14 protein-coding genes are annotated in these 15,253 nt (G+C 37.9%); all 14 read left to right on the forward strand.

Annotated elements, in window-relative coordinates; all coding sequences use genetic code 11:
• Nucleotides 1-392 precede the first annotated feature (392 nt).
• The 14 genes from EZ456_RS22045 to EZ456_RS22110 all read left to right on the forward strand — a co-directional run bounded on the left by EZ456_RS22045 (nt 393) and on the right by EZ456_RS22110 (nt 15,203).
• The gene (locus EZ456_RS22045; protein WP_131533899.1) at nt 393-674 is read left to right on the forward strand and encodes a type II toxin-antitoxin system RelE/ParE family toxin; all 282 of its coding nucleotides are present in this window, start codon (nt 393-395) and stop codon (nt 672-674) included.
• A gap of 7 nt (nt 675-681) precedes the next feature.
• Nucleotides 682-978, forward strand: coding sequence for a HigA family addiction module antitoxin (locus EZ456_RS22050; RefSeq protein WP_131533901.1), 297 nt, complete (start codon nt 682-684; stop codon nt 976-978).
• Nucleotides 979-1,839: 861 nt separating this feature from the next.
• Nucleotides 1,840-2,730, forward strand: coding sequence for a branched-chain-amino-acid transaminase (gene ilvE / locus EZ456_RS22055; protein ID WP_131533902.1), 891 nt, complete (start codon nt 1,840-1,842; stop codon nt 2,728-2,730).
• A gap of 96 nt (nt 2,731-2,826) precedes the next feature.
• Nucleotides 2,827-3,405, forward strand: a complete 579-nt coding sequence (locus tag EZ456_RS22060) for an O-methyltransferase (RefSeq protein ID WP_131533904.1) — start codon at nt 2,827-2,829, stop codon at nt 3,403-3,405.
• A gap of 244 nt (nt 3,406-3,649) precedes the next feature.
• Nucleotides 3,650-5,332 carry a dihydroxy-acid dehydratase gene (gene ilvD, locus EZ456_RS22065; RefSeq protein ID WP_131533905.1) on the forward strand — a complete coding sequence of 561 codons (1,683 nt, stop codon included), beginning with the start codon at nt 3,650-3,652 and terminating at the stop codon, nt 5,330-5,332.
• A 48-nt stretch (nt 5,333-5,380) separates the two neighbouring features.
• Nucleotides 5,381-5,953 carry an ORF6N domain-containing protein gene (locus tag EZ456_RS22070; RefSeq protein ID WP_131533906.1) on the forward strand — a complete coding sequence of 191 codons (573 nt, stop codon included), beginning with the start codon at nt 5,381-5,383 and terminating at the stop codon, nt 5,951-5,953.
• Between the two features lie 21 nt (nt 5,954-5,974).
• Complete coding sequence (gene ilvB, locus EZ456_RS22075; protein WP_131533908.1) at nt 5,975-7,726, forward strand: biosynthetic-type acetolactate synthase large subunit; 1,752 nt, start codon at nt 5,975-5,977, stop codon at nt 7,724-7,726.
• Nucleotides 7,727-7,856: 130 nt separating this feature from the next.
• Nucleotides 7,857-8,495 carry an acetolactate synthase small subunit gene (ilvN, locus tag EZ456_RS22080; RefSeq protein ID WP_131533909.1) on the forward strand — a complete coding sequence of 213 codons (639 nt, stop codon included), beginning with the start codon at nt 7,857-7,859 and terminating at the stop codon, nt 8,493-8,495.
• Between the two features lie 208 nt (nt 8,496-8,703).
• On the forward strand, nt 8,704-9,165 hold the full coding sequence (locus EZ456_RS22085; protein WP_225876599.1) for a DinB family protein: 462 nt from the start codon (nt 8,704-8,706) through the stop codon (nt 9,163-9,165).
• Between the two features lie 326 nt (nt 9,166-9,491).
• Nucleotides 9,492-10,973 (forward strand): ketol-acid reductoisomerase, encoded by a 1,482-nt coding sequence (gene ilvC, locus EZ456_RS22090; protein ID WP_131533911.1) that lies wholly within the window; start codon nt 9,492-9,494, stop codon nt 10,971-10,973.
• 107 nt (nt 10,974-11,080) lie between these two features.
• Entirely contained in the window at nt 11,081-12,484 is a 1,404-nt protein-coding gene (leuC, locus tag EZ456_RS22095) for a 3-isopropylmalate dehydratase large subunit (protein ID WP_131533912.1), read from the forward strand.
• Between the two features lie 135 nt (nt 12,485-12,619).
• Nucleotides 12,620-12,913, forward strand: coding sequence for an antibiotic biosynthesis monooxygenase family protein (locus EZ456_RS22100; protein ID WP_131533913.1), 294 nt, complete (start codon nt 12,620-12,622; stop codon nt 12,911-12,913).
• An 87-nt stretch (nt 12,914-13,000) separates the two neighbouring features.
• Complete coding sequence (gene leuD, locus EZ456_RS22105) at nt 13,001-13,588, forward strand: 3-isopropylmalate dehydratase small subunit (protein WP_131533914.1); 588 nt, start codon at nt 13,001-13,003, stop codon at nt 13,586-13,588.
• Between the two features lie 145 nt (nt 13,589-13,733).
• Nucleotides 13,734-15,203, forward strand: a complete 1,470-nt coding sequence (locus tag EZ456_RS22110; RefSeq protein WP_205945152.1) for an ATP-binding cassette domain-containing protein — start codon at nt 13,734-13,736, stop codon at nt 15,201-15,203.
• Nucleotides 15,204-15,253: the final 50 nt, after the last annotated feature.

The raw sequence follows: 15,253 nt of genomic DNA on the forward strand, positions 1-15,253 counted from the left end.
TCATGTCATGGATATGACAGGGCGAACTCCTATGGCCTGGAAAGCATGAAAATGCAAGGTGCACTTGCGATATTCGTGGTTAATCTTAAAAGAATCCTCAAATTCTAAAAAAAGGATAATAATCCAAAGAATCTTCTGGGAAAAACTAACAATGTGCTCCAGTTCTCAATGTCGAACGTAAAGTTCGCTATCAAATAAGAAAAATGAAATGCCTCAAAAAAGAAAGCGGATGAAAAACTCTTAAGAGCTATTCATCCGCTTTTCTGTTTGAAGACCATTTTATGTCTACTTTTTCAGTGCCCTCTTTAAGAATCAGGGAGGCTTTTTGTTTTTATATTAGGATTTCAAAAAACAACTACCTACCTTTAACGTTAGTAACGTAAAAAGTTAGCATGATACTTTCTTTTGGCTCTAAAGACACAGAAAAAATATGGAATGGTATCAGGGTTTCTAAAATGCCACTAGAAATTCAAACTATTGGGCGTAGAAAATTAAGAATGATAAGCAATTCGCAAAACATTCAAGATTTAACTATACCACCATCGAATAAACTGGAAAAGAAAAAAGGCAATCTGAAAGATTATTACAGCATCCGAATTAATGACCAGTGGAGAATAATTTTCAAATGGGAAAACGGCAATGCAAGTGAAATTGAAATTATAGATTATCATTAAAAAATTAATGGAAAAGCTACCAAACATACATCCCGGAGAAATTCTGAATGAAGAATTTCTTATCCCTTTAAATATTACAGCTTATCGTTTAGCGAAAGAAACCAATATTCCTCAAACGCGTATTTCTGAAATAATTAAAGGTAAGAGAAGAATTACAGCAGATACGGCACTGCGTTTTAGCATCTTTTTTGGCAACTCTGCAAAATTTTGGCTTGGGTTACAAGACGATTACGATATCGAGAGTGAATTGAATGAAAAACAAAAAGAATTTCAAAATATCAAACTTTTCGCAATAGCATCATAGTAAATGAAGATCTCCCGATTTAATAATCAGGGAGGTTTTTTGTTTTGCATTACTATTTAACAAAGTCACACACTGCTGCAGTAAATTCCTTATTGTTTTCATAATAAAGCATATGCGAACCAGCTAGCTGTATTATCTTTTCGTTTTTAAACTTGTAATTTTTGTAGTAGTTCGGACCAACAGCACGTAACTATTTCCAATAAGTAGTAATGAATATAATGCTCATTCTATACCTATATAAAAACAGCAAGTTTTCTTTACATTTAAACGCCAAAATATCGTCTAAATTTTCAATTTTCAGTGCACTCTGGGGCATTTTAAGCAGAAAAATAGAAAATTTATAATGCAAGCATAACAAATAGACCGTATACCGTTTTGATATTTAGTCTACGGCTATCGGCATTAAATAACTAATCAAACTATTATTAAGAATAATATTCCGATTTATAAACAAATAAAAGAATAATATTCTGATTTAACTTTTTTCTGATTTCTCTTGCATATTAATGAACCAAAAACTAAATTGGTTTTTATAAACAATAAGATAATAATGACCTTTCAGAACAACATATTTTCTATATATACTACTGCAAAAGCAGCTGGCAATGTAGTGTTGTTACCTGTCATTTTACTTAACCTCCTACTCCTAAACATTTTATGGGGCAATAAGCGGACGCAGTTTAAATAGATTTTAAAAAACTAAATATACCTAAAGCGTCCCGATACAAACGGGACGCTTTTTTTAAATAACAAAACACAGTATTATAAACCGTCCATGATAAATAGTCAAAATAAAAAAATGGAAAGCTTATTTATCGTGGTAAGCTCCATCTGACGGTTAAAAACAATAACAATAAACAGATGAAATACTATAATTCTAATACGATTATTTACCTTGATGGACAGTTTGAAAAGGCTGTAAATAGCAGCACTGACCTTTACGGACAGTCGCTACATTACGGTTACGCCGCTTTCGAGGGTATTAGAGCCTACAAAACGCACAATGGTAACCGCATTTTCAAAGCTGCTGCCCATTTCGATCGCTTAGAGCGTTCTTGCCAATTGGCAAATATTCCTTTCCCTTGGGATAAACAAGAATTAATTGCCGCAACCTATAAATTACTTCAGCTAAACAAGCTGAAAGATGCTTATATCCGTCCCTTGGTATTTTGCCACCCGAATATGAAATTAAACGAGCCGAGTGGGGTTTCGATCTTAATCTGTGCATGGGAATGGGATGCTTATTCTGGTAATAAATTGTTAAAACTAACCGTTTCTGATTACGAAAGACCAAATCCAAAATCGACTCCAATGGAAGCGAAATTGAGTGGAAACTATGTTAATTCTATTTTAGCTACTACAGCAGCAAATATTAAAGGTTACGATGAGGCTTTGCTTTTAGATATGCATGGTTTTGTGGCAGAGGCATCTGGTGCGAACATTTTTCTCGAAAAAGACGGAAAATTATATACACCATCTTTAGGGAATATTTTACCGGGTATTACACGTGCAACAGTAAAAGAACTTTGCACCGTTCTGGATATAGAATGCATTGAGAAAAAGTTAACCATAGAAGATTTAAAAAATGCCGACAGCGCTTTCTTATGCGGAACAGCAACTGAAATAGCGGGTATCGCCTCAATTGATGATATTGTTTATCGCCCGTTGTGGAGAGAATCTCTCGGTTATACCATACAGCGTGCCTATAAAAACCTGGTATTGGAAAAGGTAAATTATGAGGTAATTATATAGTCCGAAGTCGGTAAGTCAGGAGTCCAAAGTCGAAAAAACGAATAACAACAAAACTATTACATAAATAAATAAGAAGCGCTTAAGCAGCAAAAGCAGATGACTGAAGAAATCAATCAACATTTCCCGAAGGCCTACCAGCAAATTAATGGTGCAACAAAAGCATCAGGATTTGATATGGCATCTGATGTGTTGACTTGCTCTTTACTCAGGACACTTGCTGCCACCAAACCCTCAGGTAAATTTTTGGAGCTTGGAACTGGCACAGGCTTATCTACTTCCTGGATATTAGATGGTTTAGATCAGGAAAGTACACTTACCTCGATAGATAATGATGCTAAATTTTTAGCCATTGCCAAAACGTTTCTTGGCGGTGACGATCATTTAACATTGGTTGATACCGATGGTGCCGAGTGGATCGAAAAGAATAAAGACAAAAAGTTCGATTATATTTTTGCTGATACCTGGTATGGAAAATATTTGCTCTTAGACGAGGTGATATCCATGCTGAATACCGGTGGACTTTACATCATTGATGATATGTTACCCCAGTCAAATTGGCCTGATGGTCATCAAGATAAGGCCATTAAATTGATCAAAGATTTAGAATTACGTGATGATCTGTACTTAACCAAGCAGGTTTGGGCAACAGGAATTGTAATCGGAGTAAAAAAATAAATAATATTAAAATAGTTCTTTTCTTTTTTTAAATAGTTAGTATGTTTGTGATTCATCAAAAACATGAATATAAACACAAACATTATTAGCAACCTAATTATTGTCATTTCTCAAAAGAGAGGTGGAAATCGTTGCGTATAATATAAAAATATACCCTATCGAAACCGCCTCCCAAAAAGAGGCGGTTTTTTTTTGCCTCGAAAAGAAATAATTGAAATACAACAGCATACATACAATTTAAACAATGAGCGAATTAAACAAGTACAGTAAAACATTTACACAAGACCCAACACAACCGGCAGCGCAAGCTATGCTTTACGGAATCGGATTAACTGATGCTGATATGGCTAAAGCACAGGTCGGTATTGCAAGTATGGGTTACGATGGTAACACCTGCAATATGCACCTTAACGATCTTGCAAAAGATGTGAAAAAAGGGGTCTGGAATAATGATTTAGTGGGCTTGGTTTTTAACACTATCGGGGTAAGTGATGGGATGAGCAATGGTACAGATGGTATGCGCTATTCGCTAGTAAGCCGTGATGTTATTGCGGATAGTATCGAAACCATTTGCGGTGGCCAATATTACGATGGAATTATCTCTATCCCTGGCTGTGATAAAAACATGCCTGGCGCAATTATGGCCATGGCTCGGTTAGATCGCCCTTCAATTATGGTTTATGGTGGTACAATTGCTCCTGGGCATTACAAAGGAGAAGAATTGAACATCGTTTCGGCTTTCGAGGCTTTGGGGCAAAAAATCTGTGGCAACCTTTCTGAGGAAGACTATCAGGGTATCATAAAACATACCTGTCCCGGTGCAGGTGCTTGTGGAGGGATGTATACTGCAAACACAATGGCATCAGCAATTGAAGCTTTAGGTATGAGTTTGCCTTATTCATCTTCAAACCCAGCAATTAGCGAGGAGAAAAAACAAGAATGTTTGGATGCCGGTAAATACATCAAAATTTTATTAGAGAAAGATATCAAACCATCCGATATCATGACGAGAAAAGCATTCGAAAATGCCATTCGTTCTATTATTATTTTAGGTGGCAGTACGAATGCAGTATTGCATTTTATTGCAATGGGTAAAGCTATCGGTATCGAAATCACCCAGGATGATTTCCAACGCATGAGTGATGTAACACCAGTACTTGCCGATTTCAAACCTAGTGGAAAATACTTAATGCAAGATTTACATCAATATGGTGGTATCCCTGCAGTAATGAAATATTTATTAAATGAGGGTTTATTACATGGCGACTGCTTAACCGTAACCGGAAAAACTATAGCTGAAAATTTGGCTGACGTGAAATCGATCATGGACTATGATCAAAAAATCATTCAGAAACTAAGTGAGCCAATTAAGGCTACAGGTCACTTACAGATTCTTTATGGAAACCTGGCGGAGAAAGGTTCTGTTGCAAAAATCAGTGGGAAAGAAGGTGAGAAATTTGAAGGCCCTGCACGAGTATTTGACGGCGAGCACGATTTAATCGCTGGAATTTCCAGCGGACGGGTTCAACCTGGTGATGTAATTGTAATTAAAAACTCAGGTCCGGTAGGTGCACCAGGGATGCCAGAAATGTTAAAACCAACCTCAGCAATTATTGGTGCTGGTTTAGGCAAATCGGTGGCTTTGATTACTGACGGACGTTTCTCTGGCGGCACACATGGTTTTGTGGTTGGTCACATTACGCCTGAATCTTACAAAGGTGGCTTAATCGGCTTGGTGGAAGATGAAGACCGGATTTTGATTGATGCAGTGAACAACATCATTAGCTTACAAGTAAGTGAAGAAGTGATTGCCGAGCGTAGAAAAAAATACGTTCAACCAGCATTGAAAGTAACAAAAGGTGTTTTATATAAATATGCTAAAACAGTTTCAGACGCAGCAAGTGGCTGTGTAACTGACGAGTACTAAAATCAAAAAATCATCCCCCAGATTAATTGATTACTAATAAAATAAATTATGCAAATAATTAAAAGTATTCAGAATAGGATTTATGAAATCCGGGGAGAAAGAGTAATGTTGGATTTCGATCTGGCAGTACTTTATGAAGTTGAGACAAGAGTACTAAATCAAGCGGTAAAACGAAATATAAAGCGTTTTCCAGATGATTTTATGTTTCAGCTCACGTCCATAGAGTGGAAAGATATGCAGTCACAAATTGTTACCGCATCCCAGGTTAAAAACCCATCATCACAATTTGTGATGATGGATAACATACCACAAAATAGGACAAGCAAATATTTGCCTTATGCCTTTACAGAGCAAGGTGTAGCCATGTTAAGTGGCGTTTTAAAGAGCGATAAGGCGATTAATATGAATATTGCTATTATGAGAGCCTTTGTTGATGTTCGGAAAATTTTGCTAAAACAAAGCAACCTTAATGAACAATTAACAGAAATTAAAGAGCGGATTGGCGAACATGATGTTCAGCTCAATGAGCTTTATGATGCAATGGAAAATTTAATAGACGAGAAAATTGCTCAATTAAAGTGGAACGACAGACAGAGAATTGGGTTTAAAATTAAAGAATAGTAGAACCGCAAAAACATAACTATGGAAACTGCACAAGATACAATACAACAAAACGAGGCGAAAGCAGAAACCTCAAAAACCTTATTCAAAGGGACAGGCTCGCAGGTTTTGTTGAATGGATTAATTGAAGAAGGTGTAACCACCATTTTCGGTTATCCGGGAGGAGCAATCATGCCTATTTATGATGCTCTTTATGATTATGCCGATAAATTAGAACACATATTGGTTCGCCATGAGCAAGGTGGTATCCATGCTGCTCAGGGTTTTGCAAGAGCAAGCGGCGAAGTTGGTGTTGTTTTCGCAACCAGCGGACCAGGTGCAACCAACTTGGTTACTGGTTTAGCAGATGCTCAGATAGACAGTACACCATTGGTTTGTATCACCGGACAGGTTTTCGCTCACCTATTGGGAACGGATGCTTTTCAGGAAACCGATGTAATTAACATTACCACTCCAGTTACCAAATGGAACTATCAGGTTACTGATGCCAAAGAAATTCAAGAGGTATTGGCTAAAGCTTTTTACATCGCTAAAAGTGGCAGACCAGGCCCGGTTTTAATCGATATTACCAAAAATGCGCAATTACAGCTTGAGGAATTCCCTGAGTATGTAAAATGTAACCACATCCGCAGTTATCGCCCGAAACCAAAAGTTAGGGTAGAATATATTGAGCAAGCAGCCGAATTAATCAATTCAGCAAAAAAACCTTTCGTTTTATTTGGGCAAGGTGTTATTCTGGGCAATGCTGAAGAAGAATTTAAAGCTTTTATCGAAAAAACCGGCATCCCTGCTGCATGGACGATCATGGGCGAAGGTGCTATTCCAACTTCACACCCATTAAACGTAGGTATGTTGGGTATGCATGGTAACTACGGTCCTAATGTGTTAACCAACGAATGTGATGTTTTAATTGCCATCGGTATGCGTTTTGATGACCGCGTAACTGGCCGTTTAGATAAATATGCCAAACAAGCTAAAGTAGTGCATTTGGATATCGACCCTGCTGAGATTGATAAAAATGTTAAAGCTGAGGTTGGTGTTTGGGGCGACTGTAAAGAAACTTTACCCCTATTAACCAATTTAGTTAACGATAACAAACACGAAGATTGGTTGGCTAAATTCAGAAAATATAACCAGGAGGAAATAGATCAAGTCATTACTCCAGAGCTTTATCCAACAGGTGATGAAATGACCATGGGCGAAGTATTACGTAACATCAATGAAATTTGTGGCGGCGATGCGGTAATTGTTACCGATGTTGGTCAGCACCAGATGGTGGCCTGCCGTTATGCTAAATTCAACAATACCCGCAGCAATATTACTTCTGGTGGCTTAGGTACAATGGGCTTTGGTTTACCGGCCGCAATTGGCGCTAAATATGGCGCTCCTGATAAAACCGTTATCGCCATTATTGGTGATGGTGGTTTCCAGATGACACCTCAGGAATTGGGTACCATTATGCAATTCGGTGCAGCAGTAAAAATCCTGATCCTGAACAACCGCTTTTTAGGTATGGTTCGCCAATGGCAACAGCTGTTTCATGATAAACGTTATTCTTTTGTTAATATCACCAGTCCGGATTTTGTTGCTTTAGCTAAATCGTACTATATCGAAGCAAGCAAAGTTGATGAACGCGCAAACTTACGACAGGCATTAGAAACCATGATTAATCATGAAGGTTCTTACTTATTAGAAGTAATGGTTGGCAGAGAAAACAACGTTTTCCCAATGGTTCCACAAGGAATGAGTGTAAGCGAAATCAGATTAAAATAAGTAGAAAGAGTAAAAGCTAGCGTAATCGTCATCTCGACTGTAACGCAGCGAAACGGAGAGATCTTTCTTTAACAACATTTAAAGATTTCTCCACAAGGTCGAAATGACGAATACGTAAAAAGAAATTATCATGAGTACTGAAGATAAAATAAAATACACAGAAGACACCGTTGACCTAGAAGGAAAACAGGAATATACCATTACGGTTTATGCCGAAAACCGCATTGGTTTACTCAACAGGATTGCGATTATTTTCTCGAAAAGAAAAATCAATATCGAAAGTTTAAACAGTTCCGCATCAGAAATTGAAGGAATACACCGTTTCAATATCGTTATTCATGAAGGTTACGAAGTGGTGAGAAAACTTGCCCGCCAGATTGAAAAGCAGATTGAGGTATTGAAAGTTTATTTCAACACCAACGAAGAAATTATCTGGCAGGAACTGGCACTTTATAAAGTTTCTACTGATGAAATTGCAGAAAAAGTAACTGTTGAGCGTTTATTAAGACAATATGGTGCCAGTGCGGTAGTGATCCGTAAAGATTATACTGTTTTTGCAGTAACGGGTCACCGCGAAGAAACTGATGCTTTGGTAAAAGCTTTAGAACCTTACGAGCTAATTGAATTTGTAAGATCTGCCAGAGTAGCCATTATTAAAGACAGTGCGGGTTTCCACGAAAAACTGAAAGAATTTGAAGCTTTCGAACCAGGTGAAGAATTGATAGAAAACGAATTTTTAGAAAAAGGCGGAAAGATTTTTACCATGTAAGCTAAAAGGTAGAGGGTATAAGCTTGAAAGCAAAAGCATAATGCTTAGCCACCTTTGCGAAAACCTTGGCGCCCTGTGCGGTTAGAATAGAGTTAATGTGAAATGTAATAAAGCCATACCTATTTAACTTTAACAAGATTACTTTTAATGAAGAATTAACCGAAGCTGAAAAACAAAATGATAATTAGATAGATACGATTATAAAATGATGAACGAGGTATTTGATTTTATAATAAACTCACGCAAGGCATTTATTCAGTTAATAGATGGTTTAACAATCGAAGAATTAAATAAAATTCCTGATGGGTTCAACAATAACATCATCTGGAACTTTGGCCACATTGTAGTGAGTACACAAACGCTTTGTTATGTTCGTACAGGTATATTACAAGATGCTGCTTCGGTAAAATTTAACGAGTATTATAAAAAGGATACAAAGCCATCCTATACTGTAACTGAAGAAGAAGTAGCAGAATTGAAAGCCATCGCGTTAGAAAGCATTGAAAAAATAAAAGAAGATTATGCAAATGGAAAATTTTCGAGCATCACTCCTTTTATAACAGCCACCTATGGCGTACAGATGAACAGCATAGAAGAAATTTTGATTACAACTATTGGTCATGATAACGTACACCAAGGTTATTCATGGGCACTGAAGAGACAGATATAAAATGGAAGATGTGAGATGGATGAGGGTTTTGAAAAACAGACCCAACTAAAATAAACCCGATAGCAGTAATCCCGATTTTTCATCGGGAACGAATAGCGGGACTGAAGCAACCGAAAAGCACAGGAATCTGCTTTTCAAATAAATCGGTGAAATCACTATATCTGTATAATCAAACCGAAGGAAAAAATGTTTCGTGAGGACACGAACCATGGCATAAAATAAAAAATTAATACTATGAAATGAGAGAAAGAGAATCTTATTAATCCTTGAATCTCGACAATCATGGTCAAACCGATAATTAAATAGAAATTAACCAATAAAAAACAATGGCAAATTATTTTAACACATTACCTCTTAGAGAAAAATTAAACCAATTAGGTGTTTGCGACTTCATGGACAGTTCTGAATTTTTAGATGGCGTTAGCGCACTAAAGGGCAAAAAACTGGTAATTGTAGGTTGTGGCGCACAAGGCTTAAACCAAGGTTTAAATTTAAGAGATAGTGGTTTAGATGTAAGCTACACTTTACGTAAGGAAGCAATTGAAGGTAAACGCGATTCTTGGAAAAATGCAACTGAAAACAATTTCACAGTTGGTACCTATGAAGAACTGATTCCGAATGCAGATGTAGTAATTAACCTTACTCCTGATAAACAACACACCGCTGTTGTAAATGCAATTATGCCTTTAATGAAAGAAGGTGCTACTTTGTTATATTCTCACGGTTTCAACATCGTAGAAGAAGGTATGCAGATCCGTAAAGATTTAACCGTGATTATGGTTGCACCTAAATGCCCGGGTAGCGAGGTTAGAGCAGAATATGTTCGTGGTTTTGGTGTTCCTACCTTAATTGCCGTTCACCCTGAAAACGATCCACAAGGTAAAGGATTGGCACAGGCAAAAGCATATTGCGCTGGTACAGGCGGTCACAGAGCTGGTGTGTTAAAATCATCTTTCGTAGCTGAAGTGAAATCTGATTTAATGGGCGAGCAAACTATCCTTTGTGGTTTACTGCAAACAGGTTCTATCCTATCTTTCGATAAAATGGTAGAAAAAGGAATCGACGCAGGTTATGCTTCTAAATTGGTGCAATACGGTGTTGAGGTAATTACCGAAGCCTTAAAACAAGGTGGTATTACTGCCATGATGGACAGATTAAGCAATGTAGCTAAAATCAAAGCTTTCGAAATTTCGGAAGAATTGAAAGACATTATGCGTCCGTTGTTCCAAAAACACCAGGATGATATTATGAGCGGCGAATTTAGCCGTATCATGATGGAAGATTGGGCAAATGGTGATAAAAACCTATTGGCTTGGAGAGCTGAAACTGGTGAAACCGCTTTCGAAAAAACGCCTGCCGGTGACGTTAAAATCGGTGAGCAAGAATATTTCGATAACTATACTTTGATGGTTGCTTTTGTTCGTGCTGGTGTTGAATTGGCTTTCGAAACCATGGTACAGGCTGGTATTAAACCAGAATCGGCTTACTACGAATCTTTACACGAAACACCACTTATTGCCAATACCATTGCACGTAAGAAATTGTTCGAAATGAATCGCGTAATTTCTGATACTGCTGAATATGGTTGTTATTTATTCGATCAGGCTTGTAAACCACTTTTAGGTGATTTCATGAAAAAAGTAGATACTGATTTAGTTGGTAAAAACTTTAACGAAGGTAAAGACGGTGCAGTTGACAACAGACAATTAATCGATATCAACGAGGCTATCCGCTCACACGAAGTAGAACAAATCGGTGCTACTTTGCGTAAGGCAATGACTGCAATGAAAGCAATTAAAACTGCATAACCTCACCCCTAAATCCCCTCTCCTAAAAGAGAGGGGACTTTGGACAGGTCTTATAAAAATAATAATTACAAACTTAAATTCCCCCTTTAGGGGGCTAGGGGGTTAAAATGTCAAAAACATTAGTAGAAAAAATTTGGGATGCTCACGTTGTAAAAAGTGAAGAAGGATTTCCTGATATTTTATACATTGATACACACTTAATACATGAGGTAACTTCTCCGCAGGCATTTGATGGCTTGCGCAAAAGAGGGTTGCCTGTTTTGCGTCCAAAGCAGACTGTTGCAACTGCCGATCATAATGTACCTACGTTAAACCAGTTGTTGCCAATTAAAGAGGAGCTTTCGCGCTATCAGGTAGATATGTTAACCAAAAACTGTTCAGAATTCGGAGTGGAGCTGTATGGCTTAGGGCATCCTTTCCAAGGGATTGTGCATGTTATCGGTCCTGAGCTGGGCATCACCTTACCTGGTAAAACAATGGTTTGTGGCGATAGCCATACCTCTACCCATGGCGCTTTTGGGGCCATAGCATTTGGTATCGGCACTTCGCAGGTTGAGCAGGTTTTCGCAACGCAATGTTTATTGCAGTCGAAACCTAAAACCATGAAAATCGAAGTAAACGGCGAACTTGGACAAGGTGTTGGAGCGAAAGACATTATCTTATACATTATTGCCAAAATTTCTGCCGCTGGCGGTACAGGTTATTTTATTGAATATGCGGGTTCCGCAATCGAGGCTTTAAGTATGGAAGCTCGTATGACAATCTGTAATATGAGTATCGAAATGGGTGCACGCGGTGGATTAATTGCACCAGACCAAACCACTTTCGATTACATTAAAGGACGAGAGTTTGCTCCAGCTGGCGAAGAGTGGGATAAAGCTTTGGCTTATTGGAAAACATTATATAGCGATGCTGATGCCAAATTCGATAGTGTTTTAACTTTCGATGCTAAAGATATCGCTCCTATGATTACCTACGGTACAAACCCAGGAATGGGAATGGGTATCCAAGAGCATATTCCGGCAACTGGTGCACAACCAGAAAAAGAAAAATTATCATATCAGAAAGCATTGGATTACATGGGTTTTGATGACGATTCATCTTTGATCGGAAAACCGGTTGATTATGTGTTCATTGGAAGCTGTACCAACTCTCGCATTGAAGATTTACGCGAAGTTGCCGATTTTGTTAAAGATAAACGCAAAGCAGATAACGTTACCGTTTGGATTGTTCCGGGATCGAAACAAGTAGAACAACAGGCTAAAAACGAAGGTTTGGATAAGATTTTCGAAGCCGCTGGTTTCCAATTACGCGAACCAGGTTGCAGTGCCTGTTTAGGAATGAACGAAGATAAAATTCCCGCAGGTAAATACTGTGTATCTACATCAAACAGGAACTTTGAAGGTAGACAAGGACAAAATGCACGTACCTTATTAGCAAGTCCACTTACCGCAGCAGCAGCAGCCGTAACCGGAAAAATTACTGATGTGAGGGATTTGCTAAAAAGGTAGAAGTCTAAAAGACAGAAGGTTGAAGATAAAAGCGAATCCCTAACCTAATCGTCATTGCGAGGTACGAAGCAATCTTAATGCGATTTCAGGCCAAATAGATTGCTTCGTACCTCGCAATGACGGAAAAATAAATATATGATTTTAGAAGTTGCCATATTAAATGTAAAAACCGGATTATCGGCAGATTTTGAAAAAGCTTTTGGCGAAGCACAAAAAATCATTTCTTCGATGGAAGGTTACATTTCGCATCAGCTTCAAAAATGTGTAGAGGTAGAAAACAAATATATCCTGCTGGTAAATTGGGAAACTTTAGAATCGCACACTGAAGGTTTCAGGGAATCAGCAGAGTATCAGAATTGGAAAAAGTTATTGCATCACTTTTATGATCCTTTCCCTACAGTTGAACATTTTACCATGGTGGAAGGCTGAAGGTTTGAAAACCAAATTATAAATATTAAATCTATGAAATCACCCTAAATCGGTGAAATCATTTAATCTGTGTAATCATCATTAACAATGAAAAAATTCACAAAATTAACATCGGCAGTAGTGCCTTTAAACATAGAGAACATCGATACCGATCAGATTATCCCTGCGAGGTTTCTAAAAGCGACTACCCGCGAGGGTTTCGGCGAAAATTTGTTCCGCGATTGGCGTTATGAAAACGATAACCAGCCCAAAGCTGATTTCGTAATGAACAACCCTACCTACAGCGGTAAGGTTTTAGTGGCTGGAAAAAACTTTGGCTGTGGCAGTAGTCGCGAGCATGCGGCATGGGCCATTCAAGATGCCGGTTTTGATGCAGTAATCAGCAGTTTCTTTGCCGATATTTTTAAAGGAAATGCCTTGAACAATGGTTTGCTACCCATTCAGGTGAGTGAAGAGTTCTTGTCGCAGATTTTCAAAGCGGTCGACAACAATCCAAAATCGGCTTTAGAAGTTGATTTAGAAAATCAAACGGTTACGATTGTAGAAACTGGTGCTCAGGAATCATTTGAGATCAATCCTTACAAAAAATCATGTTTGATCAATGGTTATGATGATATCGATTTCATCTTAAACCAAAAAAAATTAATTGAAGAATTCGAAGAAGGTAGAGGGTAGGAAGGTTAAAGGCCTGAAAAGCTAAAAGACTAAAGCAGAAAGACCAAAGTAAAAAATCGGTGTAATCGCTTAATCAGTGTAATCATCCCGAAAGGAGAATAAAGGGAGTTTCACCAGCATCCAAAATTAAAATTACAGAGAAATAATGTTTAAACCATTCCTTTACATACAGAATTTAAACTTAAGTTACCACAACAAAGTGGTGCTAAAGGATTTGTATTGGGAAGTAAATGTTTGCCAAAATTGGGTTTTATGGGGCGAAAGTGGCAGCGGAAAAACTTCTTTGGCTAAAGCTATTGCGGGTTTAATCGCCTCACAGGGAAGCATTGAAATCAATTACGATGTCCAAAGGAAATTACCTGCCGAAGTCTTATTTGTAGAAAGCTGGTATCAGTTTAAAAACCTGGAAGGAGTTGCCAATTTTTATTACCAACAACGTTATACCAGTCAGCAGGCAAAAGAAACTTTGACCGTTCATGCAGAATTGGTTAGTTATGGTAAAGAAAAAGGCTTGCACTTCGATCGGGTTGAACCAATTTTAGAAGCATTGGGATTTGCAACATTCGCCAGTTCACAACTAATCGAATTATCGAGCGGCGAACATAAAAAGCTGCAGTTGGTTAAAGCCTTATGGCTAAAACCCCAATTGCTAATTATCGATCAGCCTTATACCGGTTTAGATGCTGCTTCCCGCAAAAACCTGAATACGCTTTTGGAGCAGATTACAGCAGAAGGTGTACAATTAATTTTAATCTGTAACGACTTAGAATTCCCTGCAAGCATCGATTGTTTTGCAGAGATTATAGATGGGCAGATCGTAACATCATTTTCAAGAGAAATTGGAGATCTTCCACTTGAAATACACAAAAAGAAAATCCCTGCTTTTTTAAAGGAGTCGCCGATTTATTCCTCAACTGACATCGTAAAAATGGTTGATATAAACATCAGTTATGGCGAAAAACAGGTTTTAAGAAATATCAACTGGGAAGTTAAAGCTGGAGAAAAATGGCTTTTACAAGGCCCTAACGGTTCAGGGAAATCTACGTTATTGAGCTTAGTGAACGGCGATCACCCTCAATCTTATGCCAACAAACTTTATTTGTTCGGTATTAGGCGTGGAAGTGGCGAAAGTATATGGGATATAAAACAGCATATCGGCTTAATATCTCCCGAGTTTCATTGGTATTTCGATGCCAATTCAACCGTTTGGAAGTGCATTGCTTCAGGCTTTTACGATACCGTGGGCCTGTTTCAACAATTACCTTATAGCAAGAGAGCACAAGTTGATGAACTGATTGAATATTTTGGGTTAACAGCTAGTAAAAATGAATTATTAACCGCACTTCCACTCGGCAAACAGCGATTGGTATTGTTAGCGCGGACAATTATAAAAAACCCGGAACTATTAATTCTGGACGAACCTTGCCAGGGTTTAGACCAGCAGCAAACACGGCATTTTAACCAATTGGTTGATGAATTGTGCAGCAATGGAATGACCTTAATTTATGTTGGCCATTTTGAATCGCAGCTGCCAACCTGCATAGAAAAAAGAATATTGTTAGAAAAAGGCGAGGTAAAAGTCGTCGAAAGTTTAAACGTAGAAATATTAAGCTGATGCAAAATTAACCACAGATAAAAAGGATGACACAGATAAAAATCTAATGG

The organism is Pedobacter psychrodurus (genome assembly GCF_004331735.1).
Classification (GTDB): Bacteria; Bacteroidota; Bacteroidia; order Sphingobacteriales; family Sphingobacteriaceae; genus Pedobacter; species Pedobacter psychrodurus.

Excerpts from the sequence above, each read along its gene's own strand:
- EZ456_RS22045 (WP_131533899.1), top strand. The coding sequence starts at position 393 with ATGATACTTTCTTTTGGCTCTAAAGACACAGAAAAAATATGGAATGGT.
- EZ456_RS22050 (WP_131533901.1), top strand. The coding sequence starts at position 682 with ATGGAAAAGCTACCAAACATACATCCCGGAGAAATTCTGAATGAAGAA.
- ilvE (WP_131533902.1), top strand. The coding sequence starts at position 1,840 with ATGAAATACTATAATTCTAATACGATTATTTACCTTGATGGACAGTTT.
- EZ456_RS22060 (WP_131533904.1), top strand. The coding sequence starts at position 2,827 with ATGACTGAAGAAATCAATCAACATTTCCCGAAGGCCTACCAGCAAATT.
- ilvD (WP_131533905.1), top strand. The coding sequence starts at position 3,650 with ATGAGCGAATTAAACAAGTACAGTAAAACATTTACACAAGACCCAACA.
- EZ456_RS22070 (WP_131533906.1), top strand. The coding sequence starts at position 5,381 with ATGCAAATAATTAAAAGTATTCAGAATAGGATTTATGAAATCCGGGGA.
- ilvB (WP_131533908.1), top strand. The coding sequence starts at position 5,975 with ATGGAAACTGCACAAGATACAATACAACAAAACGAGGCGAAAGCAGAA.
- ilvN (WP_131533909.1), top strand. The coding sequence starts at position 7,857 with ATGAGTACTGAAGATAAAATAAAATACACAGAAGACACCGTTGACCTA.
- EZ456_RS22085 (WP_225876599.1), top strand. The coding sequence starts at position 8,704 with ATGAACGAGGTATTTGATTTTATAATAAACTCACGCAAGGCATTTATT.
- ilvC (WP_131533911.1), top strand. The coding sequence starts at position 9,492 with ATGGCAAATTATTTTAACACATTACCTCTTAGAGAAAAATTAAACCAA.
- leuC (WP_131533912.1), top strand. The coding sequence starts at position 11,081 with ATGTCAAAAACATTAGTAGAAAAAATTTGGGATGCTCACGTTGTAAAA.
- EZ456_RS22100 (WP_131533913.1), top strand. The coding sequence starts at position 12,620 with ATGATTTTAGAAGTTGCCATATTAAATGTAAAAACCGGATTATCGGCA.
- leuD (WP_131533914.1), top strand. The coding sequence starts at position 13,001 with ATGAAAAAATTCACAAAATTAACATCGGCAGTAGTGCCTTTAAACATA.
- EZ456_RS22110 (WP_205945152.1), top strand. The coding sequence starts at position 13,734 with ATGTTTAAACCATTCCTTTACATACAGAATTTAAACTTAAGTTACCAC.